Source organism: Nocardioides sp. HB32 (assembly GCF_054058995.1).
The window spans coordinates 410,991-435,818 of record NZ_JBSSBS010000001.1 but is presented as its reverse complement, the minus strand read 5'-3'; the positions used below and the strand labels follow the sequence as shown (position 1 = coordinate 435,818).

The 24,828-nt window shown below is 72.4% G+C and carries 24 protein-coding genes; 17 read left to right on the top strand and 7 right to left on the bottom strand.

Annotated features, from left to right (window positions below):
* Positions 1-24: 24 nt before the first annotated feature.
* Positions 25-318 carry a nuclear transport factor 2 family protein gene (locus ACVW2K_RS02295; protein ID WP_457201377.1) on the bottom strand — a complete coding sequence of 98 codons (294 nt, stop codon included), beginning with the start codon at positions 316-318 and terminating at the stop codon, positions 25-27.
* A gap of 75 nt (positions 319-393) precedes the next feature.
* On the opposite strand from ACVW2K_RS02295, the gene ACVW2K_RS02290 reads away from it, so the two are divergent.
* Genes ACVW2K_RS02290 through ACVW2K_RS02275 form a run of 4 tightly spaced genes read left to right on the top strand, consistent with a single transcriptional unit; the run spans position 394 to position 3,533 of the window.
* Positions 394-1,527: a GTPase family protein gene (locus ACVW2K_RS02290; RefSeq protein WP_457201376.1), complete on the top strand. Its 1,134-nt coding sequence runs from the start codon at positions 394-396 to the stop codon at positions 1,525-1,527.
* Complete coding sequence (locus ACVW2K_RS02285; protein WP_457201375.1) at positions 1,524-2,138, top strand: class I SAM-dependent methyltransferase; 615 nt, start codon at positions 1,524-1,526, stop codon at positions 2,136-2,138. The genes ACVW2K_RS02290 and ACVW2K_RS02285 overlap by 4 nt, the downstream gene beginning before the upstream one ends.
* Positions 2,135-2,821 carry an NAD-dependent deacylase gene (locus tag ACVW2K_RS02280; protein ID WP_457201374.1) on the top strand — a complete coding sequence of 229 codons (687 nt, stop codon included), beginning with the start codon at positions 2,135-2,137 and terminating at the stop codon, positions 2,819-2,821. Before ACVW2K_RS02285 ends, ACVW2K_RS02280 begins: the two co-directional genes overlap by 4 nt.
* A gap of 10 nt (positions 2,822-2,831) precedes the next feature.
* The gene (locus ACVW2K_RS02275) at positions 2,832-3,533 is read left to right on the top strand and encodes a hypothetical protein (protein WP_457201373.1); all 702 of its coding nucleotides are present in this window, start codon (positions 2,832-2,834) and stop codon (positions 3,531-3,533) included.
* Position 3,534: 1 nt separating this feature from the next.
* Here ACVW2K_RS02275 and ACVW2K_RS02270 read toward each other — a convergent pair whose 3' ends face one another.
* The 4 genes from ACVW2K_RS02270 to glgX are packed head-to-tail and all read right to left on the bottom strand — an operon-like array spanning position 3,535 to position 10,743.
* Entirely contained in the window at positions 3,535-4,551 is a 1,017-nt protein-coding gene (locus tag ACVW2K_RS02270; RefSeq protein WP_457201372.1) for a nitronate monooxygenase, read from the bottom strand.
* Positions 4,548-6,293 (bottom strand): malto-oligosyltrehalose trehalohydrolase, encoded by a 1,746-nt coding sequence (gene treZ / locus ACVW2K_RS02265; RefSeq protein WP_457201371.1) that lies wholly within the window; start codon positions 6,291-6,293, stop codon positions 4,548-4,550. Before treZ ends, ACVW2K_RS02270 begins: the two co-directional genes overlap by 4 nt.
* Positions 6,290-8,551 (bottom strand): malto-oligosyltrehalose synthase, encoded by a 2,262-nt coding sequence (gene treY / locus ACVW2K_RS02260; protein ID WP_457201370.1) that lies wholly within the window; start codon positions 8,549-8,551, stop codon positions 6,290-6,292. The genes treZ and treY overlap by 4 nt, the downstream gene beginning before the upstream one ends.
* Before the next feature lie 5 nt (positions 8,552-8,556).
* The gene (glgX, locus tag ACVW2K_RS02255; protein WP_457204036.1) at positions 8,557-10,743 is read right to left on the bottom strand and encodes a glycogen debranching protein GlgX; all 2,187 of its coding nucleotides are present in this window, start codon (positions 10,741-10,743) and stop codon (positions 8,557-8,559) included.
* Positions 10,744-10,863: 120 nt separating this feature from the next.
* Here glgX and ACVW2K_RS02250 point away from each other — a divergent pair, with 120 nt between their 5' ends.
* Positions 10,864-12,321, top strand: a complete 1,458-nt coding sequence (locus tag ACVW2K_RS02250) for an MDR family MFS transporter (protein WP_457201369.1) — start codon at positions 10,864-10,866, stop codon at positions 12,319-12,321.
* Here the strand turns inward: ACVW2K_RS02250 and ACVW2K_RS02245 are convergent.
* A complete protein-coding gene (locus tag ACVW2K_RS02245; protein WP_457201368.1) occupies positions 12,287-12,595 on the bottom strand; it encodes a helix-turn-helix domain-containing protein in 309 nt (102 codons plus the stop codon). The genes ACVW2K_RS02250 and ACVW2K_RS02245 overlap by 35 nt on opposite strands.
* Before the next feature lie 94 nt (positions 12,596-12,689).
* Here ACVW2K_RS02245 and ACVW2K_RS02240 point away from each other — a divergent pair, with 94 nt between their 5' ends.
* From ACVW2K_RS02240 to ACVW2K_RS02210, 7 genes are read left to right on the top strand one after another with little or no spacing between them, the layout of a single operon-like run.
* Entirely contained in the window at positions 12,690-13,904 is a 1,215-nt protein-coding gene (locus tag ACVW2K_RS02240) for an MFS transporter (RefSeq protein ID WP_457201367.1), read from the top strand.
* 52 nt (positions 13,905-13,956) lie between these two features.
* Positions 13,957-14,697 (top strand): VIT1/CCC1 transporter family protein, encoded by a 741-nt coding sequence (locus ACVW2K_RS02235; RefSeq protein WP_051549443.1) that lies wholly within the window; start codon positions 13,957-13,959, stop codon positions 14,695-14,697.
* A complete protein-coding gene (thpR, locus tag ACVW2K_RS02230) occupies positions 14,694-15,275 on the top strand; it encodes an RNA 2',3'-cyclic phosphodiesterase (protein WP_457201366.1) in 582 nt (193 codons plus the stop codon). The genes ACVW2K_RS02235 and thpR overlap by 4 nt, the downstream gene beginning before the upstream one ends.
* A gap of 10 nt (positions 15,276-15,285) precedes the next feature.
* Positions 15,286-16,437 carry a Re/Si-specific NAD(P)(+) transhydrogenase subunit alpha gene (locus ACVW2K_RS02225; RefSeq protein ID WP_457201365.1) on the top strand — a complete coding sequence of 384 codons (1,152 nt, stop codon included), beginning with the start codon at positions 15,286-15,288 and terminating at the stop codon, positions 16,435-16,437.
* The gene (locus tag ACVW2K_RS02220; RefSeq protein WP_036571325.1) at positions 16,437-16,760 is read left to right on the top strand and encodes an NAD(P) transhydrogenase subunit alpha; all 324 of its coding nucleotides are present in this window, start codon (positions 16,437-16,439) and stop codon (positions 16,758-16,760) included. The genes ACVW2K_RS02225 and ACVW2K_RS02220 overlap by 1 nt, the downstream gene beginning before the upstream one ends.
* On the top strand, positions 16,760-18,139 hold the full coding sequence (locus ACVW2K_RS02215) for an NAD(P)(+) transhydrogenase (Re/Si-specific) subunit beta (protein ID WP_036571328.1): 1,380 nt from the start codon (positions 16,760-16,762) through the stop codon (positions 18,137-18,139). The genes ACVW2K_RS02220 and ACVW2K_RS02215 overlap by 1 nt, the downstream gene beginning before the upstream one ends.
* 49 nt (positions 18,140-18,188) lie before the next feature.
* Positions 18,189-18,359: a hypothetical protein gene (locus ACVW2K_RS02210; RefSeq protein WP_155992248.1), complete on the top strand. Its 171-nt coding sequence runs from the start codon at positions 18,189-18,191 to the stop codon at positions 18,357-18,359.
* A 128-nt stretch (positions 18,360-18,487) separates the two neighbouring features.
* Here ACVW2K_RS02210 and upp read toward each other — a convergent pair whose 3' ends face one another.
* Entirely contained in the window at positions 18,488-19,129 is a 642-nt protein-coding gene (gene upp / locus ACVW2K_RS02205; RefSeq protein ID WP_028638627.1) for a uracil phosphoribosyltransferase, read from the bottom strand.
* Positions 19,130-19,228: 99 nt separating this feature from the next.
* On the opposite strand from upp, the gene ACVW2K_RS02200 reads away from it, so the two are divergent.
* The 5 genes from ACVW2K_RS02200 to ACVW2K_RS02180 all read left to right on the top strand — a co-directional run bounded on the left by ACVW2K_RS02200 (position 19,229) and on the right by ACVW2K_RS02180 (position 24,784).
* Positions 19,229-19,714 (top strand): tRNA adenosine deaminase-associated protein, encoded by a 486-nt coding sequence (locus ACVW2K_RS02200; protein ID WP_028638628.1) that lies wholly within the window; start codon positions 19,229-19,231, stop codon positions 19,712-19,714.
* Positions 19,715-19,737: 23 nt separating this feature from the next.
* A complete protein-coding gene (locus ACVW2K_RS02195) occupies positions 19,738-20,169 on the top strand; it encodes a nucleoside deaminase (RefSeq protein ID WP_457204035.1) in 432 nt (143 codons plus the stop codon).
* 26 nt (positions 20,170-20,195) lie between these two features.
* Positions 20,196-21,506 carry an FUSC family protein gene (locus ACVW2K_RS02190; protein ID WP_457201364.1) on the top strand — a complete coding sequence of 437 codons (1,311 nt, stop codon included), beginning with the start codon at positions 20,196-20,198 and terminating at the stop codon, positions 21,504-21,506.
* Between the two features lie 188 nt (positions 21,507-21,694).
* A complete protein-coding gene (locus tag ACVW2K_RS02185) occupies positions 21,695-22,885 on the top strand; it encodes an alpha-hydroxy acid oxidase (protein ID WP_457201363.1) in 1,191 nt (396 codons plus the stop codon).
* Positions 22,886-22,927: 42 nt separating this feature from the next.
* Positions 22,928-24,784: a CocE/NonD family hydrolase gene (locus ACVW2K_RS02180; protein ID WP_457201362.1), complete on the top strand. Its 1,857-nt coding sequence runs from the start codon at positions 22,928-22,930 to the stop codon at positions 24,782-24,784.
* Positions 24,785-24,828: the final 44 nt, after the last annotated feature.

The following is a 24,828-nucleotide window of genomic DNA, read 5'->3' as shown; positions in this document are numbered from 1 at the left end:
GGCGCGACGCTCGCAAGCGTCCCGTCAGTCGGGGCGGATGACCATGGAGCGGATGCGGTCGTCGCGGACCTCGAAGACGAAGTCACTGGTGCCGTTGAACCCGTCACCGGTGACCGTGAGCGTCACGACCCAGGCGTCCCCGTCCTGACGGGTGCCCTCCACCCGGAAGTGCGTGTGCTTGCCGATGTTGTCGGTCTCGTCCCAGGACGCGACGCCGTCGTGCCCATGGAACTGGCGACCCCAGTCCTCCAGGTAGCAGTCCTCGGTGAAGCAGTCCACGAACGCCGCATGGTCACCGGCGTTGGTCGCGTCGACCATGCGCTGCACTGCAGGTGGGGCATCCACGTCTCCCATGCTGCCACGGCCCTTGACCGGCTCTGGGACTCTGGTCCCATGGCGACACCCGCGGACGACTGGTTCCGCCAGGCCTTCGGCAAGGCCTGGAAGGACAAGGCCGACGAGGTCGGACGCTTCAACCTGGCGATCTTCGGCAAGACCGGGGTCGGCAAGAGCACGCTGGTGAACGCCATCTTCGGCACCGAGATCGCGCAGACCGGCATCGGCGAGCCGGTGACCCGGCAGGCGCACCTCTACCTCCACCAGTCCGGGACCCTGGGCGTGCTGGACACCCGCGGCCTCGAGGTCGGCAAGGACAACGAGGCGCTGCTCGCGGAGCTGCGCGACTACCTGCACGGGATGCGCCGCAAGCCGCTGTCCGAGCAGCTGCACGTCGCCTGGTACTGCGTGCGGGCCGGCGACCGACGGTTCGAGTCGACCGAGGCGGAGTTCATCCGGGCGCTGGCCGAGCTGGGGATACCGGTGATCCTGGTGCTGACCCAGGTGCCCCGATCCGGGCAGCAGGTGCACCCCGACGCCGAGGCGCTCGCGGCCAGGATCGCTGACCTGCGGATGCCGATCGCCGACGGGCTGATCCACTACACGATGGCCCTGGCGGACGAGTTCACCGGGCAGTCGGCCTACGGACTGCGGGAGCTCCTCGATGCCACCTTTCGAGGTGCGCCTGCGGGCGTTGCCCACGCGATCACGGCGGCTCAACGCATTGACTTCGACCGCAAGCGGGAGCGTGCGGGGGCTGCGATCAAGGTGGCGACGGGAGCCGCCACCACCGCCGGCGCCTCCCCGATCCCCTTCTCCGACGCCGCCATCCTCGTCCCCCTCCAGCTGACGATGATGGCCTCGATCGCGGTCACCTACGGGATCTCCCTCGAGCGCTCGACGGCCGCGTCCCTGGCCGCGACCGCCGCGGCGACGACGGCCGGGCGCTCGCTGGTCGGCAACCTGATCAAGTTCATCCCCGGCGCCGGGACCGCGGTCGCCGGCACCATCAACGCCACCATCGCGGGCACGTTCACCTATGCGATGGGCCACGCCTGGCTGCGCGTCTGCGAGCGGATCGCGCGCGGCGAGCTCCGCGCCGTCGGCGGCGCGCTCGACAGCGACTCCATCCGGCGCGTCTTCATGGACGAGTTCAAGAGCCAGGCGGCGCGCCGGAAGCTGTCGTCGTGAGCACCCGCTGGGAGCAGATCGCGCTCGACACCGTGGGCGAGGGGTACGCCGCGGCGTACGCCGAGCGCTTCCGCCGGCTGGCCGAGGACGGCGCCGACGTGCACGGCGAGGCGACGTTCGCGGCGTCGCTGGTGCCACCGCCGGCGCGGGCCCTGGACGCCGGGTGCGGCACCGGGCGGATCGCCGTACGCCTGCACGAGCTCGGGTACGACGTGGTCGGGGTGGACCTCGACGCCTCGATGGTCGCCGAGGCCCGCGCCGCGGCGCCCGGCCTGGACTGGCGGGTCGCCGACCTCGCGACCTTCGACCTCGGCGCGGTGTTCGACCTGGTCGTCGTCGCGGGCAACACGATCCCGCTGCTGGACGAGGGGACCCTGGCCGCGGCCTGCGACCGCCTCGGCGCGCACACCGCCCGCGGCGGTGTGGTCGTCACGGGATTCGGGCTCGACGCCGCCCACCTCCCGGGTGACTGCCCGGTCAGCCCGCTGCCCGAGGTCGACGCCGCGATGGCCGCGGCCGGTCTCGCGGCCGGCGAGCGCCACGCCACCTGGACCGGTGACCCCTTCGACGACGGCGGGTACGTCGTCGCGACGTACCGGAGGGTGCCGTGAACGTCGTCGTCCTCACGGGAGCCGGCATCTCCGCCGAGAGCGGGGTGCCGACGTTCCGCGACGCGGACGGGCTGTGGGAGGGCCACCGCGTCGAGGACGTCGCGACCCCGGAGGGCTACGACCTGCAGCCCTCGGTCGTGCACCGCTTCTACGACGAGCGCCGGGCATCGCTCAGCCGCGTCGAGCCGAACGCCGCCCACCGGGCGCTCGCCCGGCTCGAGGACCAGCTCGGCGACCGGCTCCTCGTCGTGACGCAGAACATCGACGACCTGCACGAGCGGGGCGGCTCCACCCGGGTGCTGCACATGCACGGGGAGCTCAGGTCTGCGCTCTGCCGGGCCTGCCGAGGCCGGACGCCGTGGGAGCACGACCTCGCCGACTACCCGCCCTGCCCGCGCTGCGGGGTGAGCGAGCTCCGGCCGGACGTGGTGTGGTTCGGCGAGATCCCGTACCAGATGGACCGGATCCAGGACGCGCTCGACGCGGCCGACCTGTTCGTCTCGATCGGCACGTCCGGGGCCGTCTACCCGGCCGCCGGCTTCGTCCAGTTCGCCGCCCGGGCCGGTGCCCGCACCCTGGAGCTCAACCTGCAGCCCAGTGCGGGCACGCACCTGTACGACGACGCCCGGCACGGCCCGGCGTCGTCGCTCGTGCCGGCGTGGGTGGACGACCTGCTGCGATAGCGTGCGCGCCATGGCACGCATCGCACTGGCACTGGCAGGCATCGGCGCGATGGCGGTCCTGACCGCGTGCGGTGGCAACGACTTCGCCGACGGGTCGGCCGACTCGATCGTGAACTCCTCGAAGGACGCCATGGGCGGCCTGAAGGCGGTCAAGGTCGAGGGCGACCTCACCACGAGCGGCCAGGCGATCTCGATCGACCTCCAGGCCAACTCGGACGGCGACTGCACCGGCTCGCTCGGCATCGCGGACGGCACGGCCGACCTTCTCGGCGTGGGTGGCGTCACCTGGATGAAGCCCGACGAGGCGTTCTGGCGGTCCTTCGCCGGTGACACCGCGGACCAGGTGATGGCAGTCGTCGGCGACAAGTGGGTGGTCGTGCCGGACGGCGAGGACTCGATCAAGCAGTTCTGCGACGTCGACGAGCTGCTCGACCAGCTGCTGTCGGACACCGAGGGTGAGAAGGCGACGTTCAGCAAGAACGGCACGGACACCGTGGACGGCGACGACGTCGTCAAGGTCGACCGCGAGGACCCCGAGGACGGCACCTCGACCGGGTACGTCCTCGTCGACGACCCGCACTACCTGGTGAAGATCGAGAAGACCTCGGGCGACGACACCGGCACCGTCACGTTCTCCGCCTTCGACGAGGAGTTCGACGTCTCCGCGCCGTCGGACGACCAGGTCGTCGACCTCAGCAGCCTGGCCGGCTGACTCAGGGGCAGAGCGACCCGAGGATGTCGCGCGCGGCACCCGGGCGGATCGCGCGGTGCCCGGCGCCGGCCCACAGGTGCAGCAGGTCCGGCTCGTCGTTCGCGGCCGCCCAGGCGCGCAGCGGCGCCGTGAGGTGGTGGACGGCGGGGTAGCCGACCGGTGCGCCGTCGTCGTACGTCGTGCTGAAGCGGTTGCGCAGCCCCCGGGCGACGCGGCCGGTGAAGGCCCGCATGGTCACCGTCCCGGGGAAGCGATCGGGGTCGGCGAGCGCGGCCCGGTGGACCGGACGGGTGCCGGCCTCGTCGGCGAGCAGCAGCATGGTGCCGACGGCCACGGCCTCGGCGCCGGCCTCGAGCAGCGCTGCCACCTGATCCGCCCCGGCGACGCCGCCGGCGGCGACGACCGGCAGCCCGGTCGCCGCGCGCACCCCGGGGACGAGGTCCAGCAGCGGGACGTCGTTCGGCGTCCGGTGCTGGTCGAAGGTGCCGCGATGCCCGCCCGCGTCCTGCGACTGGACGACGAGCCCGTCCACCCCGAGCGCCGCGGACTCCCGCGCCTCGTCGACGTCGGTGACCGTGGCGAGCAGCCGCGACCCGGCCCGGCGCAGCCGGTCTGCCGTCGTGGCGTCGGGGAGGCCGAACGTGAAGCTGACCCAGGGGACCGGCCGCTCGACGAGCAGGTCGACCTTCGCCGGCCAGTCGTCGTCGTCGGACCAGCGCGGCTCGGGCACGGCGATCCCGGCCCGCTCGTACTCCGGTGCGATCCGGTCCCGGTACGCCGCGACCGCCGCCCGGTCGAACGGCGCGTCGTCCGGCACGAACAGGTTCACGCCGACGTCGTCGGTGTGCTCGCGCACCGCCGCGAGGTCACCGGCCAGCTGCTCGGCCGATCGGTAGCCGGCGGGCAGGAAGCCGTACGACCCGGCCGCGGTCGCGGCCGCCACCAGCTGTGGCGTCGACGGCCCGCCGGCCATCGGCGCGGCCAGGACCGGCAGTCCGCCCAGTCCGAGACCGGTCACCCGAGCACCGCGCCCGCGTGGGCCGGCAGCACCAGCCGGCCGTCGGCGAGGGTCGCGCCCCCCGGCGTCGCGAAGAGCAGCTCGCCGCTCTCCACGGGCAGGCCGGCCTCGGCGTCACCGAAGTTCACGACGACCAGCATGCCGCCCCGGCGCATCGTGAAGAGCCGGGACTCCTCGTCGGCGGTGCACGCGACCGATCCGAAGGACGGGTCCGTCAGGTCCGGGTGCTCACGGCGCAGCCGGGCCAGGTCGCGGTAGACCTCGAGCAGCACCGCGTGCCGTCCGGTCGTGGCCTCGGCCCAGTCGAGCTTCGAGCGCGTGAACGTCTCGGGGTCCTGGGGGTCCGGCACCACGGCCGGGTCCCAGCCCATCTTCTCGAACTCCCTGATCCGGCCCTCGGCCGTCGCGCGACCGAGGTCGGGCTCGGGGTGGGAGGTGAAGAACTGGAACGGCGTGGATGCGGCCCACTCCTCGCCCATGAAGAGCATCGGCGTGAACGGGCCGCACAGCGTCAGCAGGGCCGCGCACGCCAACTGGTCGTCGTCGAGCACCTCGGTGATCCGGTCGCCGCGGGCGCGGTTGCCGACCTGGTCGTGGTTCTGGTTGCACACGACCAGCCGCCACGTCGGCATCGCGCGCACGTCCACCGGGAAGCCGTGCGGACGCCCCCGGAACGACGACCAAGTGCCGTCGTGGAAGAAGCCGCGCTCGCACACCTTCGCCAGCGCGGACAGCGGCTCGAAGTCCGCGTAGTAGCCGGTCGTCTCGCGGGTCAGGGCGACGTGCACCGCGTGGTGGAAGTCGTCGCTCCACTGGGCGTCCAGCCCGTAGCCGCCCGCCTCGCGCGGCCGCACCAGGCGGGTGTCGTTCAGGTCGGACTCGGCGATGAGGGTCAGCGGCCGGCGCTGGTGCGCCGACAGTGCCGCCACCTCGATGGCCATCTCCTCGAGCAGGTGCTGGTGCGCCGCGTCGTTGAGGGCGTGCACGGCGTCGAGCCGCAGCCCGTCGACGTGGTAGTCGTCCAGCCACATCCGGACGTTGTCGAGGATGTAGCGGCGCACCTCGTCGGAGCCTGGCCCGTCGAGGTTGAGGAAGTCGCCCCACGTGTTCACGCCCTGCTTGAGGTAGGGCCCGAACTCCGGCAGGTAGTTCCCGGACGGGCCGAGGTGGTTGTAGACGACGTCCTGGATCACGCCGAGGCCGGCCGCGTGGCAGCCGTCGACGAAGCGCTGGTAGGCCTCCGGGCCGCCGTAGCCCTCGTGCACCGCGAACCAGCCGACGCCGTCGTACCCCCAGTTGTGGGTGCCGTTGAAGGCGTTCACCGGCATCACCTCGACCAGGTCGACGCCGATCTCGCGGAGGTGCCCGAGCTTCTCGAGGGCGGCGTCGAAGGTGCCCGCGGGCGTGAACGTGCCGATGTGCAGCTCGTAGATGACCGAGCCGGCCAGCTGGCGGCCGGTCCAGGCCCCGTCGTTCCAGGTGTAGCGGGACGGGTCGTGGGTTCGCGAGCGCTGGTGGACGCCCGCCGGCTGATGCCGCGACCGCGGGTCGGGTCGGGGCGTGTCCGCGTCGTCGATCAGGTAGCCGTAGTCGACCTCCTCTCCGGCCCGGTCGGGAACGGGCTGCGCCGGTGTCCACCAGCCGTCGACTCTTCGGGTCATCTCGACGGTGGCATCCCCCACCGACAGCCGCAGCCGTCGTGCACCGGGCGCCCAGACGTCGAACGGTCCGCGGGTCGTCATGCGTCCTCCCTCACCAGCAGCGCGACCGGGTGGGTGTCGAGCAGGTCGGCGAGCCGGCCGTCGGTGGCCGACCCGGTCAGCACGTCGTGCCACCGCCCGGGGGGCAGCTCGAGCACGGTGTCGCCCCAGCCGCCGCGCGCGGCGAGGCCGGCCGGCAGCCGGGTGGCGACGGCGATCGCGCCGCCGCGGTCGAACGCGAGCACGTGGTCGGCGGCCGGTCCGGAGGCAGCCACCGGCGCGTACGTCGTGAACAGGTCGGCCCGGTCGCGCCGCAGCCGCAGGGCGGTGCTGGTGACGTGCAGCTTCTCGACCGCGTCGTCGCCGTCCTCGCCGGCGAGCACCGCGGCCCGGTGGTCGAAGTCGACGGGGCGGCGGTTGTCCGGGTCCACCAGCGACGTCTCCCAGAGCTCGCTGCCCTGGTAGACGTCCGGCACGCCGGGCATCGTGATCGCGAGCAGCTTCAGGGCCAGCGAGTTCGACCGGCCCGGTGCGTCGACGCGGGCCGCGAGCTCGCCCAGCACCCGCTGCACGTCCGGGGACTCGAAGACCGCGTCCACGGCGGCGTGCACCGCGGCCTCGTACTCCTCGTCCGGCTCGGTCCACATGGTGCGGTCGCCGGCCTCGCGCATCGCCTTCTCGGCGTACCCGTGCAGCCGGTCGCGCAGGTCGGGGAGGTGGTCGGGGGTCCACGCGCCCAGCACGGCCTGCCAGAGCAGCGAGCCGAAGCCCGGGTCGGGGACCGGCGCGAGCCGGAGCAGCTCGGCCAACGCGGTCTCCCACGCGTCCGGGATCTCCGCGAGCACGGTGATCCGGGCGCGCACGTCCTCGCCGCGCTTGGTGTCGTGGGTCGACAGCGCGGTCATCGCGTGCGGCCAGTCGCGCTGACGCCCGGCCATGGCGTCGTGGAAGTCCGCGACCGACACCGAGAAGACCGACGGGTCCGCACCCACCTCGTTCAGAGACGTCAGCCGGGACCAGCGGTAGAAGGAGCAGTCCTCGACGCCCTTGGCCATCACCATGCCGCTGGTCTGCTGGAACCGCCGGGCGGGCTGCGAGTAGGCGTCGGACAGCACCGGCAGCAGGGCGTCGTAGGTCGCGGCCAGGTCGGGCCGGTGCTTCCGGGCGAGGTCGAAGGCCTCGTCGAGGTGCTCGCGGCCACCGGGCAGGTAGGAGCGGTAGACCGGGAAGCAGGCGAGCAGCTCGGCGACCGCGTCCTCGACGTCGGCGAACGGGAGCGGGACGATCCGCAGCACCTCGCGGGTGATCCGGCGGACCTCGGAGTGCAGGATGCCGTCGGCGACGGCGCGCTTGTTGTCGTGGACCATCGCCGTCCAGTCGACCGGCGCTCCGCGGAGCCGGGCCTCCAGGGCATCCAGCGGGGCCTCGCCCGCCGGGTCCGTGAGCACCCGGTCGAGCAGGACGAGAGCGTCGTACCCCGTCGTGCCCTGCGTGGCCCAGCCGGCCGGGAGCGCCTCGCCGGGCTCGAGGATCTTCTCGACGAGCACGTAGGCGCCGCCGGTCATCGCGGCGAGGTCGTCGAGGTAGCGCTTGGGGTCGCGCAGGCCGTCGGGGTGGTCCACCCGGAGGCCGTCGACGAGCCCCTCGTCGAGCCAGCGCCGGATCTCGACGTGGGTGTCGGCGAACACCTCCGGGTCCTCGACGCGCACCGCGGCGAGCGTGTTGACCGCGAAGAACCGCCGGTAGTTGAGGTTGTCGTCGGCCTGGCGCCAGCTCACCAGCCGGTAGTGCTGCTCGTCGAGCGTGGTCGTGCCGGGCGCGAGCGGGAAGCGGTGGTCGTGGTAGCGCACCTCGCCGTCCTCGCTCCGGATCGCGCCCTCGTCGCCGTCGCCGACCACCGGGACCAGGAGCTTCCCGTCGCCCGCGGCCCAGTCGACGTCGAACGCGGTCGCGTGCTCGGACTCGCGGCCCAGCGCGAGCAGGTCCCACCACCACGGGTTCTCGGCCGGCGTGGCGACGCCGACGTGGTTCGGGACGATGTCGACGAGCACTCCCATGCCGAGGCGCCGCGCCTCGGCGGACAGCGCGGCGAGACCCGCGGCGCCGCCGCGCTGCGGGTCGACGCGGTCGAAGGCGACGACGTCGTACCCGTGCTGGCTGCCGGGCTCCGACGACAGGAGCGGGGACAGGTAGACCCAGTCCACCCCGAGATCGTGGAGGTACAGCAGCCGCCGGGCGGCCTCGAACAGGTCGAACTCCGGCGTGATCTGGAGCCGGTACGTCGAGACGGGGACTCGCACCGCGATCAGGCCTTGCGCGCCTGGGAGGCGGCGACCGACGCCGCGACGGAGAGGTCCGGCTCGTCCTCGGCCTCGATGTGCTCCCGCAGCACGACCATGCTGCGGGACGGGATCGTGAACGTCTCCCCCGCCGCGAACGTGCCGTCCTCGTCGGCCGAGCCGCCGGTGTCGATGACGACGTCCCACGCGTCGGCGTACTCATCCGGCGGCAGCGTCACCTGCGCCTCGCCGTCGGCGTTGAAGTACAGGAGGAAGTGGTCGTCGACGATCTTCTGCCCGCGCTCGTCGAGGCCGGCGATCCCGTGCCCGTTGAGGTACATCCCGAGCGCCTTCGCCCCGTCGGCCCAGTCCTCGTCGTCCATCGGCCGGCCGTCGAGGTGCAGCCAGACGATGTCGTTGAGCCGGTCACCGTCGCCGCCGTCCGGCACGCGCACCGTGCCGCCCGTGAAGAACCGCTTGCGACGGAACGTGGGGTGGTCGCGCCGCAGCCGGGAGACCGCGGCGGTGAACTCGACGAGCGGCCCGTCGGCCTCGTCCCAGTGCACCCACGACAGCTCGTTGTCCTGCGCGTACGTGTTGTTGTTGCCCTGCTGGGTGCGGCCGAGCTCGTCGCCGTGCAGCAGCATCGGCACGCCCTGGCTGAGCAGCAGCGTCGCGATGAAGTTCCGCTGGGCCCGGGCGCGGGCGGCGAGGATGTCCGGGTCGTCCGTCGGGCCCTCGACGCCGTGGTTCCAGGAGCGGTTGTGGCTCTCGCCGTCGTTGTTGTCCTCGCCGTTCGCCTCGTTGTGCTTCTCGTCGTACGACACCAGGTCGCGCATCGTGAAGCCGTCGTGCGCGGTGACGAAGTTGATGCTCGCGAACGGGCGCCGTCCGGAGTGCTCGTAGAGGTCCGACGAGCCCGACAGGCGGGACGCGAACTCACCGAGCGACGGCTCGCCCCGCCAGAAGTCGCGGACGGTGTCGCGGTACTTGCCGTTCCACTCCGTCCACTGCGGCGGGAAGCCGCCGACCTGGTAGCCGCCCGGGCCGATGTCCCACGGCTCCGCGATCAGCTTCACCTGGCTGACCACCGGGTCCTGCTGCACGAGCTCGAAGAACGTCGAGAGCCGGTCGACGTCGTAGAACTCGCGGGCCAGCGTGGACGCGAGGTCGAAGCGGAACCCGTCGACGTGCATCTCGGTGACCCAGTAACGCAGCGAGTCCATCAGCAGCTGGAGCGAGTGCGGGTGCCGGACGTTCAGGCTGTTGCCGGTGCCGGTGTAGTCCATGTAGTAGCGCGGGTCGTCCTCGACGAGGCGGTAGTACGCCGCGTTGTCGATGCCCTTGAAGCTCAACGTCGGGCCGAGGTGGTTGCCCTCGGCCGTGTGGTTGTAGACCACGTCGAGGATGACCTCGATGCCGGCGGCGTGCATGGCCTTGACCAGCGACTTGAACTCCTGCACCTGCTGCCCGAGCGCGGCCTGCCCGTCCCGCGCGGCCGAGGAGTAGTCGGCGTGCGGTGCGAAGAACCCGAGCGTGTTGTAGCCCCAGTAGTTGCGCAGCCCCTGGTCCATCAGCGTGCTGTCCTGCACGAACTGGTGCACCGGCATCAGCTCGATCGCGGTCACACCGAGCTTCATGAGGTGCTCGATGACGGCCGGGTGCGCGAGGCCGGCGTACGTCCCTCGCAGCTCCTCCGGTACGTCGGGGTGCAGCTGGGTCAGCCCCTTCACGTGCGCCTCGTAGACGACGGTCTCGTTGTAGGGGTAGTCGAGGCGCCGGTCGCCCTCCCAGTCGAAGAACGGGTTGATGACCACGCCGTGCGTCATGTGCGGCGCCGAGTCGTCGTCGTTGCGCGAGTGCTCGTCGCCGAAGTTGTAGGAGAACAGCGCCTGGTCCCAGTCGATCTCGCCCGCGGTCGCCTTGGCGTACGGGTCGAGCAGCAGCTTGCTCGGGTTGCAGCGCAGCCCCTGCTCGGGGTCCCACGGTCCGTGCACCCGGTACCCGTAGCGCTGCCCCGGCTGCACCGTCGGCAGGTAGCAGTGCCACACGTACGCGTCGACCTCGGTGAGCTCCACCCGGGTCTCGGCGCCCTCGGCGTCGAAGAGGCACAGCTCCACCCGCTCCGCGACCTCGCTGAACAGCGCGAAGTTCGTGCCGCTCCCGTCGAATGTCGCTCCCAGCGGGTACGCGCGCCCCGGCCAGACCTCCACCACGTTCTCCACCCTGCCAGTCCGCTCGATTGGATCGATCAAAGCACGGTGTACCCCCCACCGGCACCCGCCGAACCTCCGGGGGAACAAATCACACCCGGCGGTAGGTTGCCGCGGGACATGGCCGTCAACGAGATCTCCCGCGCCAGCGTCGGACTGCGCAGCGAGCGCGGGCCGGTGCTGCTCGCGGTCATGCTCAGCATCGGGCTGGTCGCGATCGACTCGACGATCCTCGCGACGGCGGTGCCGGCGGTCGTCGCCGACCTCGGCGGCTTCAGCCAGTTCCCGTGGCTGTTCTCGATCTACCTGCTGGCCCAGGCGGTCACGGTCCCCGTGTACGCCAAGCTCGCGGACCTGGTCGGCCGCAAGCCGGTGATGCTCGTCGGCATCGGGCTGTTCCTGCTCGGCTCGCTGCTGTGCGGCCTCGCCTGGAGCATGGGCGCGCTGATCGCGTTCCGGGCCGTCCAGGGCATCGGCGCGGGCGCGGTCCAGCCGATGAGCATGACGATCGTCGGCGACATCTACACGCTCGAGGAGCGCGCCAAGGTCCAGGGGTACGTCGCGAGCGTGTGGGCGCTGTCGGCGGTGGTCGGCCCGACGCTCGGTGGCGTCTTCACCGACTACCTCTCGTGGCGATGGATCTTCTTCGTCAACCTGCCGCTCGGCATCGCCGCGTTCGTGGCCCTCTGGCGCCGGTTCGAGGAGCGCGTGGAGCGGCAGCGGCACACCATCGACTACGCCGGCTCGCTGCTGCTGACCGGCGGCGGGATCCTGCTGCTGCTGGCACTGCTCGAGGGCGGCGTGCGCTGGTCCTGGGACTCGGCCACCAGCGTCTCGCTGTTCGCGGTGGCCGCCGTGCTGCTGGTCGGCTTCGTGCTCGCCGAGCGCCGCGCGCCGGAGCCGGTGCTGCCGATCTGGGTGTTCCGCAAGCGCGTCCTGCTGTCGGCGATGCTCGCCTCGCTCGTCGTCGGCGTGCTGATGATGGGGCTGTCGTCGTACATCCCGCTGTACGCGCAGAGCGTGCTCGGCCACGACGCCCTGGTGTCCGGCCTCGCGCTGGCCGCGATGACGCTCGGCTGGCCGATCGCGGCGTCCAACTCGGGGCGGCTCTACCTGACGATCGGGTTCCGGGCCACGATGCTGATCGGCAGCGTCATCGGCTTCGCGGGCGCCGCACTGCTGCTGCTCATCGACACGGACAGCTCGATCTGGCTGCTGGCCGCGCCGTGCTTCGTGATGGGCCTGGGCTTCGGCCTGGTCGCCAGCCCGTCGGTCATCGCGGCGCAGTCGTCGGTGACCTGGCAGCACCGCGGCGTCGCGACCGGCAGCACCATGTTCGCGCGCTCGGTCGGCAGCGCCGTCGGCGTCGCGGTGTTCGGGGCGATCGCCAACGGCGTCGTCGCCTCGAGGCTGGGCCGCGGCGTACCCGACCTCGAGCACCTGACCCCGGACGTCCTCAACCCGGCCATTCACGCGGTGTTCGTGGCGTCGGCGGTCTTCGCCCTCGCGCTGCTGCCGGTCGGCCTGCTCATGACCCGGAGGATCAGCGAGCCGACGGCACCGCCAGGATCGAGCTGAGCACGCCGGGGTAGGCCGCCTCGACGTCGGCGAGACGCAGCCGCTGGTGGGTCTTCCCGGCGATCAGGTCGACCCCGATCACCCCGGCCTCGCGCAGGATCTTGAAGTGGTGGCTGGCGGTGGACTTGCCGATGCCGTCGTAGAGCTGCCCGCACGCCACCGGCGCGCCGTCCGGATCGAGCCGCCGGAGCATCTCGAGCCGCACCGGGTCGGAGATCGCGGCGAGGACGTCCTGCAGGGGCGCCACGGGCGGCCGCTCCTGGTTGTCGCTCACATGACCCTCCTCACATCGGTTTGATATCCATCGAACCGGAGTCTACGGTGATGCCTGTTCGATCTACGTCGAACTTACCACGAGGAGGAAGCCGATGAGCACCATCACCGTCGCCCGGGCCGCCGAGGCCCACCGGGCCGAGCAGCGGTGGGCCTACCCCCTGCTCATCGCGCTCCTGGCCGCGTCGCTCGGGGTGTCCGGGGCTCCGGCTCCGCTCTACGGGCTCTACCAGCAGCGCTGGGGCCTGGCCCCGATCACGACCACCGTGGTCTTCGCGGCGTACGCCGTGGCGGCGCTCGGGGCCGTGCTCGTCGCCGGCCAGGCCTCGGACAAGTACGGCCGCAAGCCGCTGCTGCTCGGCGCGGCGGTGGTGATGGTCGCCGGGCTCGTGGTGTTCATGACGGCGAACGGCGTCGCCGCCCTGCTCGCCGCGCGGGTGCTGCACGGCGCGGCCGTCGGGACCGCGGTCGTCGTCGGGAGCGCCGCGCTGCTCGACCTCCGCCCAGAGCGGGGCGCGCGGACCGGCCACCTGACCGGGATCATGTTCAACGTCGGCATCGGTGCGACCGTCCTCGGCGCCTCCCTGCTCGCGCAGTTCGGTCCGCACCCCTACGTCACGCCGTTCGCGGCCGTCGCCGTCGTCGTCCTCGCGCTGCTGGTCGGCCTGCTCGGGATGGCCGAGCCGCACGCCGGTCGCACCGGCCGCGCCTCCGGTCCGCTCCGCGTCGCGCGGCCGAGCGTGCCGGCGTCGATCGCGGGCGACTTTCGCTTCTCGGTCATCGGCGTGATGGCCGCCTGGTCGGTCCTCGGCGTCTACCTGTCCCTCTTCCCCGCCTTCGCCGGGCAGTCGACCGGCATCCACAGCGTCGTGTTCGGCGGTGCCGTGGTCGCGGCCATGGCCGGCGCGGCCGCAGTCAGCCAGGCGTTCGGCGGCCGGCTGGCCGCCCGCCGGGCCGCGATCGCCGGTGACTTCGGGACCGCGGTGGCGCTCGGCCTGAGCGTCGTCGCCCTGGACAGCCACCACGCGCTGCTGATCACCCTGGCCGCCGTCCTGATGGGCCTGTCGTTCGGGCTCGCGTTCGGCGGCTCCCTGCGGCACCTGGGCAGCGTCGTGCCGGCGGCTCACCGCGGCCAGGTGATGTCGGCCTTCTACGTGCTGGCGTACGCCGCGATGGCGGTCCCGACGATCCTCGCCGGGTGGGCGGCCACGACCTGGGGCTTGGCCGCGGTCTTCCCGTGGTTCTCGGTGGCGGTGGCGCTCAGCTGCGTGCTCGCCGGCGTGCTCGGGCTGCGCTCGAGCCGGGCGTGAGCGGAGCCTGTCCTTGGTTGCGAGGGCGCCCGGTCGGCGTTTGGATCGACCCATGACTGCCAGCGGGCTCAGTGACGCCGTCCCCCTGGGGCCGCACGACGGCGAGCCGCACCAGGCGGGCCTGAACAACCGGCTGAACTGGCTGCGCGCCGCCGTGCTCGGCGCGAACGACGGCATCGTCTCCACGGCCGGCATCGTCATCGGTGCGGTCGGCGCCACCAGCGACCGCTCCGCGATCATGATCGCCGGCGTGGCCGGGCTCGCGGCCGGTGCGATGAGCATGGGCGCGGGGGAGTACGTCTCGGTGAGCACCCAGCGCGACTCCGAGCTCGCCCTGCTGGCCAAGGAGCGCCGAGAGCTGCGCGAGGAGCCCGAGGAGGAGCTCGCCGAGCTCGCGGGCATCTACGTCGGGAAGGGTCTCGACGAGGAGCTCGCGCTCGAGGTGGCGAAGGCGCTCACCGCCAAGGACGCGCTCGGGGCGCACGCCGAGGCGGAGCTCGGCATCGACCCCGACGACATCTCCAGCCCGGTGCACGCGGCCTGGGCGTCGATGCTGTCGTTCACGATCGGCGCGCTGCTGCCGCTGCTGACGATGACGCTCGCGTCGGACGCGATCCGGATCTGGCTGACGGTCGCCGCCGTCGCCGCCGCCCTCGCGGTCACCGGGTTCGTCAGCGCCCGGCTCGGCTATGCGCGACCCGGCCGTGCGGTGCTCCGCAACATCGTGGGCGGGCTCTTCGCGATGGCCGTCACGTATGCGATCGGGTCCGCCCTGGGGACCCAGATCGGGTGAGGCTCTTCGTCGCCCTGGTTCCGCCGGACGAGGCGGTCCAGCACCTCGACGACTTCCTCGACGTACGACGCGGAGCCGCGGCGTACCGCTGGGCGAGCAGCGAGCAGTTCCACGTGACGCTGGCGTTCCTGGCCGACGTCGAGGAGCGTCGGCTCGACGACCTGGGCGAGCGGCTGGACCGGGCGGCCGCGAAGCGGTCGGCCTTCGAGACCGCGATCGCCGGCGGCGGTGCGTTCCCGAACCCCGGCCGGGCCCGGGTCCTGTGGGCCGGGCTCGACCTCGACCAGCGAGGCCGCACCGAGATGGACCGGCTGGCGACGGGCTGCCGGGCCGCCGCCGGCCGCGCGGGCATCGCGGTCGACGGCCAGCGGTTCCGGCCGCACGTCACCGTCGCGCGGCTCGGCCGGCCGGCGGAGGTGTCGAGCTGGGTCCGCCTGCTGGACGGTTACGCCGGTCCGAGGTGGCTCGCCGACCGCGTCACGCTGGTCGTCTCCCACCTGGGAGAGGGACCGCGCGGACGACCCCGCTATGTCAATGTTGAGGAGTTCACACTCGCAAGGCCCCCCGAAGTGCCCTAGGTTGCCACGGGTGAAGATCGCTGTGGCCAGGGAGACCCGCGAGGGTGAGGCGCGGGTGGCGATGGTCCCCGAGCTGGTCGGCAAGCTGACCGGGCTGGGGTACGACGTCGTCGTCGAGCCGGGTGCGGGCAAGCATGCGCTGATCGCCGACGAGGACTTCGTGGCGGCGGGCGCGACGGTCGACGCCGGCGCCGTCGAGCAGGCGGACGTGCTGGTGGCGGTGCAGCCGCCGGGCACCGACGTCGTGCGGCGGCTGCGTGCGGGCGCCGCGACGGTGTCCTTCCTGCCGACCGGGCAGGAGCCCGAGGTGGTGACCGCACTGCGGGACGCGCGGGTGACGTCGTTCGCGATGGAGCTGGTGCCGCGGATCAGCCGGGCGCAGTCCATGGACGCGCTGTCCTCGCAGGCGCTGGTGTCGGGCTACCGGTGCGCGATCGTGGCGGCCGGGATGCTCCGCCGGTTCTTCCCCCTCAACATGACGGCCGCTGGCACGGTGCCGCCGGCCGAGGTGGTGGTCCTGGGTGCGGGCGTCGCCGGGCTGCAGGCGATCGCCACCGCCAAGCGGCTGGGCGCGGTCGTGAAGGCGTACGACGTGCGCGCGGCCGCCGCCGAGGAGATCCGCTCGATGGGCGCGCAGGCGATCGACCTCGAGCTGGACACCCTGGAGGGCGCGGGCGGGTACGCCCGCGAGATGACCGAGGAGCGCGCGGCCCTGCAGATGGAGCGGCTGGCGCCGTACGTCGCCGCCGCCGACGCGCTGATCACGACCGCCGCTGTGCCGGGTCGCCAGGCGCCGCTGCTGGTGACCAGCGCGATGGTGGAGCAGATGAAGCCGGGGTCCGTGGTGGTCGACCTCGCGGCCGAGACCGGCGGCAACGTGGAGGGCGCCGTGGCCGGCGAGGTGGTCCGGATCGGCAACGCGCAGGTCTGGGGCGGGCGGAACGTGCCGTCGCAGATGCCCGGCCCGGCCTCGAGGCTGTACGCGCAGAACATCGTGAACATCGTGACGCTGATGAGTGGCGACTCCGAGGAGGGAGGGGCCTTCACCCCCGACTTCGAGGACGAGATCGTCGCCGGGTCCTGCGTGACCCACGACGGCGCCATCCGGCACGAACCCACGCGCACCCAGATCGAGGGCGATGCTCTGGAAGGAGCCAACTGATGGACGAGGCCGTCGTCTGGCTGACGATCTTCATCCTGAGCGTGTTCGTCGGGATCGAGGTGATCTCGAAGGTCTCCTCGACGCTGCACACCCCGCTGATGTCCGGCGCGAACGCCATCCACGGGATCATCCTGCTCGGCGCGGTCCTGGTGACGGGTGCTACCGACAACGACGTCGCGCTCGTCGTGGGCCTGGTCGCGATCGTGCTGGCCGCGGTGAACATGGTCGGCGGCTTCGTGGTCACCGACCGGATGCTGCAGATGTTCGTGCGCAAGAAGCCCAAGCCCGCAGCGGCTCCGACCGACGGCGGGAGCGCCGCCTGATGCCGACCTGGGTGCAGCTCGTCTACCTGGCCTGCGCGGTCTGCTTCATCCTCGCGCTCAAGGGCCTGTCCGGCCCGAGGACGGCGCGAGCCGGCAACCTGGTCGGGGCAGCCGCCGCGGTGGTCGCGGTGATCGTGCCGTTCATCTACCTCGACCTCGACCACGTGCCGCTGATCCTCGCCGCGATCGCGGTCGGCACCGCCGGTGGCGTGGTCGGCGCCCGCCGGGTGCAGATGACCCAGATGCCGCAGATGGTGGCGCTGTTCAACGGTGTCGGCGGTGGCGCCGCCGCGCTGGTCGCCCTGCTGGAGCTGCACGAGATGACGCCGCACGTCGACGACGTCTCGTGGTTCACGCTCGCGGCGACGGCGTTCACGATCGCGGTCGGCTCGATCTCGTTCGCGGGCTCGATCATCACGTTCGCGAAGCTCCAGGAGCTGATGACCTCGCGGCCGGTGATCTTCCCCGGGCTCCGCTACGTCTTCCCGATCGCCGTCGCTGCCGCGGTGGTGCTCGGCGTGCGCGTCGTCATCGACCCGACCATGTGGGTCGGCATCGTCCTGGCGCTGCTGGGGCTGCTGGTCGGCGTGCTCCTGGTGCTGCCGGTCGGCGGCGCGGACGTGCCGATCGTGATCTCCCTGCTGAACGCGTTCACCGGCCTCACGGTCGCCGCGGGCGGCTACGTGCTGTCCAACGTCGTGCTGCTGGTCGCGGGCACGCTCGTCGGCGCGTCCGGCACCTACCTGACCATGCTGATGGCGAAGGCGATGGGTCGCTCGGTCGCCAACATCATGTTCGGCGCCCTCAAGGGCGGCTCGACCCTGGGTGGTGGCGAGGCGTCGGACCGCCCCGTGCGGTCCGCCGGCCCCGAGGACGTCGCGATCCTGCTCGGGTACGCCGACCGCGTGATCATCGTGCCCGGCTACGGCCTCGCGGTCGCCCAGGCCCAGCACACGCTGCGCGAGCTGGTCGACGTCCTGATCGCCCGCGGCACCCAGGTCGACTACGCGATCCACCCCGTCGCCGGCCGGATGCCCGGGCACATGAACGTGCTGCTCGCCGAGGCCCAGGTGCCCTACGAGCAGCTCATCGAGATGGACGAGATCAACGGCGAGTTCAAGCACACCGACGTCGTCCTGGTCGTCGGCGCCAACGACGTGGTGAACCCGGCGGCGAAGACCACGCCGGGCGCGCCGATCTACGGCATGCCGATCCTCAACGCGGACGAGGCGCAGCAGATCGTGTTCATGAAGCGGTCCATGCGCCCCGGCTTCGCCGGCATCGAGAACGAGCTGCTCTTCGACCCCAAGACCACGCTGCTCTTCGGCGACGCCAAGGACTCGCTCGGCAAGCTGCTCAACGCCGTCAAGGCGCTCTGAGTCACACGCACCGCACGGGACGTCTCGCGTCGTCACTCGTTGGACGGGCATGACTGACGACGACGAGCGCTTCGGTCGCCCGGACGGGCACCGGTACGACGCGCCCGAGCCCGACGAGACCCGGGTCGGCAAGGAGTGGGCCTACGCCGTGCTCGGCGTCCTCGTGCTGGTGCTGCTGGTCCTCATCGCCACCGGCAAGGTGCAGATGATCCCGGGCTGAGCTGGGCGTCGGGATACCCGGTGAACCGGGGATCCCTGCGCTTCACGGGCGTTGCAACACCCCATAAGCGTCGGCATACCCGGCGAGCCGGGGATCCCGACGGCCCCCGACGCTCAGACGACGTCCGGTCAGCCGACGACGCCGTACAACCGGTCCCCGGCGTCGCCGAGGCCGGGGACGATGTAGCCCTTGTCGTTGAGCCTCTCGTCCATCGCGGCCGTCACGATCGTGACGGGGACGTCGAGTCCCTCCAGCTCCTTCTCCAGCCGCGCGCAACCCTCCGGCGCGGCGAGCAGGCAGATCGCGGTGATGTGGTCCGCGCCGCGGTCGGTGAGGAACTTGATGGCCGCCGCGAGGGTCCCGCCGGTGGCGAGCATCGGGTCGAGCACGTAGCACTGCCGGCCCCGCAGGTCCTCCGGCAGCCGCTCGGCGTACGTCGAGGCCTGGAGCGTCTCCTCGTTGCGGATCATGCCCAGGAAGCCGACCTCCGCCGTCGGCAGCAGCCGCATCATCCCGTCGAGCATGCCCAGGCCCGCCCGCAGGATCGGGACCACCAGCGGCTTGGGGTTCGCCAGCGAGACACCGGTCGTCGGCGAGACCGGCGTGACGATGTCGTACGCGGCCACCCGGACATCGCGCGTCGCCTCGTACGCCAGCAGCGTGACGAGCTCATCGGCGAGCCGGCGGAACGTCGGGGAGTCCGTCTTCTCGTCGCGCAGGTGGGTGAGCTTGTGGGCCACCAGCGGGTGGTCGACGACGTGGGTGCGCATGGTCGAAACCCTAGTGGGTATGGGCGCACAGGGGCTTGGCCGCGTCGCAGCGGTCTGCCACTCTGGAGGGCACCCGGCGAGCAGGAGCGGAGGAAGACGATGGTCGAGCAGATCGACGCGATCGACTTCGCCGTCGCCGCCTACCGCGAGGAGGGCTCTTGGACCGTGCAGGAGCTCGCCCACGACGTGCTCGAGGACATCGACAAGCTGTCCCACGCGCTGCGCCGGTTCCCGGGCGACGGAGGGGCGGTCGGCATGATCGCGACCGACGACGACTTCTTCGTGATCGTCCGGGTCGCGGGTCCCACCATCCGGGTGCTGCTCTCCGACATCACCGCCGCCGACGAGTGGGAGCTGGCCAGCTCGGCCGTCGAGTTCCTCGGCCTGCCGCAGCCCGAGGACGAGGACGACCAGGTCCCGGCCGGCGACCTGGACCTGCTGGGAGACCTCGGCATGCACGCCATGGACATGGCGGTGCTGCTCGACGACGTCGACCTCTACCCCGACGAGATGCTCTCCGACGTCGCCCGCAAGCTGGGCTTCGGCAAGCTCTTCGACGACACCGTCGGCCTCACCTCGGCGTGAGCGACGGGCGCTGGGACGACCCGATGCGGGTCGCCCTCGACGAGGCGCGGGCTGCGCTCGCCACGGGCGACGTCCCGATCGGCGCCGTCGTGCTGGCGCCGGACGGTACGCCGGTCGCGCGCGGCCGCAACGTCCGCGAGGCCGAGGCCGACCCGACCGGGCACGCCGAGGTGGTCACCCTCCGGGCGGCCGCCCGCGACCACGGCGAGTGGCGCCTCGACGGCTACACCCTCGTCGTCACCCTGGAGCCGTGCACGATGTGCGCCGGCGCCGCCGTGCTCAGCCGGGTCGAGCGGATCGTGTTCGGCGCCTGGGACCCCAAGGCCGGCGCGGTCGGCAGCCTCTGGGACGTCGTCCGCGACCGGCGCCTCAACCACCGGCCCGAGGTGGTCACGGGTGTGCTGGCCGACGAGTCCACCGCCCTCCTGGAGGCGTTCTTCGGGGACCGTCGCTGATCGGTCCGTGGGTCATGATGGAACGCGTGCGCGAGCAGTGGCGTGGCCGGTTCAGCCGAGAGTTGAGACGGCTGCGCGTGGGCTGGCGACCAGCGGTGTTCTGGTCGCTGCGGATCACCACGGCGGCGGTCGCCAGCTACGTCGCCGCCACGATGATCTTCCCGGACACCCAGCCCCTGCTGGCGCCGCTGACCGCGATGCTGGTCGTCCAGGTCACGCCGGTGTCGCTGCTGGCCAGCGGGCTCGACCGGGTCGTGGCAGTGGTGGCCGGTGTCGCCCTGGCGGTCGGCTTCGCTGCCGTCGCGCCACTGGAGTGGTGGAGCCTCGGTGCCCTGATCTTCGTCTCGATCACCGTCGGGCAGGCGCTGCGACTGCGCTCGAACCTCATCGAGGTCGCGATCAGCGGCATGCTCGTGCTCGGAGTTGGCGCGCTCGGCGCCGAGGCCGCCGCGAGCCAGCGCATCGCGGAGACGCTGGTCGGCGCCGCGGTCGGGATCGCGGCGAACCTGCTCTTCCCGCCGCGCATCCCGACCGCGGACGCCGGTCGGGAGATCGAGGGACTGGCCGACGCGGTGAGCGACCTGCTGCGCCGTTCCGCGGATGCGCTCGAGCAGCTGGCGGGCGAGCCGGACGAGGTCGCCCCCGCTGCCGCCGCGTGGCTCGACGACGCACGGGTGATCACGCACCACGACGTACCCCGGGTGGGGGCGGCGCTGCTCCGGGCCGAGCAGGGCCGCCGGCTGAACGTGCGGGCCGTCGCCACCCCTGACCTGGGACCGGGCCTGCGGCACGGCCTGGAGTCGCTCGAGCACACCGCGCTGGCCGTGCGGTCGATGTACCGGACCCTCGCCGACACCACGGCCGGACGTCCGGCCTGGATCGCGGACGACAGCGCGGAGGACCTCCTGCTCGGCCTCGCGCAGACATTCCGGGAGCTGGCCGCCGCGGTCGACGCGTTCGGCGAGCTGGTCCGGCTCGAGGCGGCGCCGCTCGGCCAGGTGCGCACGGCGGACTTCGCGGCGCTCCGGGAGGCGATGGCCGGCCTGCCGGAGGCGCGTGCCCGGCTCGAGGAGCTCGGCACGGTCGCGGCCGATCCGGCGCTGCGGGAGCTGCAGGCCAGCGTGCTGTCGACCGTCAAGAGGGTCGAGCGCGAGCTCGATCTGGCCCAGCGCGTGCGGCGCCAGCTGCAGCTGCAGGGCCCGGTCCGTCCCAGGCCCGCGCCGCTGCGCCCCCGTCCCCCGATCGCTCCGGAGAGCAGCCCGGACGCCGAGACGGTGCGGATGCCGCGGCTCCCGGCCGACGGGGACCGGGACGACCCGGACGCGGGTACGCCGTAGCCGGCCCCGTCGAGGCGACCGCGCTGGGGAAACGTCCTGGTGCAGGGTCGCGCGCACGGCGCCCTGTCGGGCACCCTCGAAGACCTGCGGACCCTGGCCGCCCGCGCCCCTGCACCTGTCGTCCACGAGCCCCACGGAGCTGTTCGATGAAGCGGCAACTTCCGAAGCGTCACGACCTGGCGCCCCTGATGAGGTTCAAGCGTCCGGTCTGGTCGCCGAAGGACCGCCGGCTGGCGGGGGCCCTGACCATCGAGGACCTGCGGCGGATCGCCAAGCGGCGTACGCCGAAGGCCGCGTTCGACTACACCGACGGCGCTGCCGACGGGGAGGTGTCGCTGGCCCGCGCCCGGCAGGCGTTCGGCGACGTCGAGTTCAACCCCGCGATCCTGCGTGACGTCTCGACCGTCGACACCTCGCGGGTAGTGCTCGGGAAGCCGGTGGCGCTGCCGTTCGGCATCGCGCCCACCGGCTTCACCCGGATGATGCAGGCCGAGGGCGAGATCGCAGGCGCGACGGCCGCGGCCGCGGCGGGCATCCCGTTCTCGCTGTCGACGATGGGCACCACGTCGATCGAGGACGTCGCCGCCGCGGCGCCGGACGGCCGCAACTGGTTCCAGCTCTACATGTGGAAGGACCGTGACCGCTCGATGGCGCTGGTCGACCGGGCCGCGAAGGCCGGGTACGACACGCTGCTCGTCACGGTCGACGTGCCGGTCGCGGGCGCCCGCCTGCGCGACGTGCGCAACGGCATGACGATCCCGCCGACCCTGAGCCCGCGCACCGTCGCCGACGCGATCCCGCGCCCCGCCTGGTGGATCAACTTCCTGACGACCGAGCCGCTCGCGTTCGCCTCGCTCGACTCCTGGTCGGGCACGGTCGCCGACCTGCTGGACACGATGTTCGACCCCACGGTGACGTACGACGACCTGGCCTGGATCAAGGAGCAGTGGCCGGGCAAGCTCGTGGTGAAGGGCGTGCAGACCGTCGACGACGCGCGGCGGCTCGCCGACGCCGGCGTCGACGCGGTGCTGCTCTCCAACCACGGCGGCCGCCAGCTCGATCGCGCACCGGTGCCCTTCCACCTGCTGCCGCAGGTGGTGGCCGCGGTCGGGAACGACGTCGAGGTGCACCTGGACACCGGCATCATGTCCGGCCAGGACGTCGTCGCCTCGATCGCGCACGGCGCGCACTTCACGCTGGTCGGCCGGGCGTACCTGTACGGGCTGATGGCCGGCGGCCGCGACGGCGTGGACCGGGCCATCGAGATCCTGCGCGGCCAGGTAGAGCGGACCATGCGGCTGCTCGGCGTGCGCACGCTGGACGAGCTCGAGCCCGGCCACGTGACCCAGCTGGTGCGACTGGAGCCGCGCCGCCTGTAACTCGGCGTTACATGTCGTCGTTGGGCCGGTATGCGCCGGTTCGTGCCAGCCCTCGTCGTCGCCCTCGTCTCCAGCTGCATCGCGCTCTGCGTCGACGCCGCGCCCGTGTCCGCCCACGCGGCGCCTACCGCCGTGCGCAGCGGGTGGCAGCCCCGGCCGGCGACCTACCCGGGCACCGTGACGCAGACCGACCTCGCGATCCCGATGTCGGACGGCGTCGTGCTGCGCGGCGACCTCGAGCTGCCGGCCGACGCGAACGGCAACGCGATCGACCGGCGGTTCCCGGTCATCGTCACGATCACGGCGTACAACAAGGCCTCCGGCAGCTTCAGCGGCGGCCTGACCGGAGGCAGCCCCAGCTACCTGGTGCAGCGCGGCTACGCCCAGCTCACCGTCGACGCCCGCGGCACCGGCAGCTCCGAGGGCCAGTGGGCGGCGTTCAGCAAGCGGGAGGACCAGGACGCCGGCGAGATCGTCGAGTGGGCCCACTCGCGTCAGCGCCCGTGGAGCAACGGCAACATCGGCATGAGCGGCCCGTCGTACATGGGCATCGGCCAGATCTTCGCGGCCGGCGCACGGCCGAAGGGGCTGAAGGCGATCTTCCCGCAGGTCCCGGCCGACGACGTCTACCGCGACGTGGTGGCGTCCGGCGGCCAGGTCGACGTCGGCTTCATCCCGCTCTGGCTCGGCCTGGTCACCGGCACCAGCGTCATCCCGCCCGCGGTCGCCGCCACCGACCCGCAGTCCGGCTTCGGGGCGCTCGTCGACCACCTCACTGCCGCGGCCACGTTCACGCTGCCGCTGGTGCTCGACGCGATGACCGGTGGCGATGCGGCGTACGACGGCGAGTTCTACCGCGACCGCTCGCCGGAGCGCGTCATCGACCGGGTGCAGGTCCCGACGTTCCTGGTCGGCGGCGAGTTCGACATCTTCCAGCGCGGGACCCCGCTGCTGTTCGAGAGCCTGCAGGAGCGCGGAGTCCCGGTGAAGATGATCATCGGGCCGTGGAACCACCTCCAGGGCTCCTCGGGCGAGGGCATCGGCGACGCCGGCTACGGCTCGCTCTCGGAGCTGCAGCTGCGCTGGTTCGACCGCTACGTGCGCGGCACCCCGGACCCGACCCTGGACACCGACATCCCGCCGGTCACCTACTACGAGCAGGGCAGCGGCGAGTGGACGCACGCGCAGCGCTGGATGGAGGACCAGCACGCCGAGACGTTCCGACTCTCGGGCTCCGCAGCTTTCGGCGGCGGCATCGGCGTGCTGACGCAGGGTCGGACCGTCGACGGCCGCGCGATCGTCCCCCCGGTGCCGGTCTCGGGGATGTGCACCCGCTCGACGAGCCAGTGGATGGCCGGGGTCCCGTCGACCGCGCTCGCCGACCTGCCGTGCTGGAGCAACAACGCGCCGAACGACAAGTCCGGCGTGGTCTTCCAGACCGACCCGCTCGACACCACGCTGCGGCTGCGCGGCCCGATCAACGCCCGGCTCTACACCTCCAGCCCCAGCGGCGACGGGATGCTGTCGGTGTCGGTCTCCGACGTGGCGCCGGACGGCACCGTCACGCGGTTGACCGGTGGCTGGCAGGTGATCTCCCAGCGGGCCCTCGACCAGTCGCGGAGCCGCTACCTCGACGGCCGGCTCATCCAGCCGTACCACCCGTTCACCCGAGCCTCGAAGAAGCCCCTCGCCGCGGGCGAGGTCGCGCCCGTCGACGTCGAGGTGTTCCCGACGGCCGCCCGGATCGCGCCCGGCCACCGGCTGCGGATCGCCATCCAGGCCTTCGACGCCCCGCACCTGCTGCCGTCGGCGCCCGACCTCCCCTCGAGCCTGGTGCCGCTGACGGTCCGCACGGGTCCGCTGTGGCCGTCGGTGCTGACGATCCCGGCCGTGCCCTGACCTCCGAGCGATGAGTACGCCGCCCGGCGCCGGTCGACACGGGC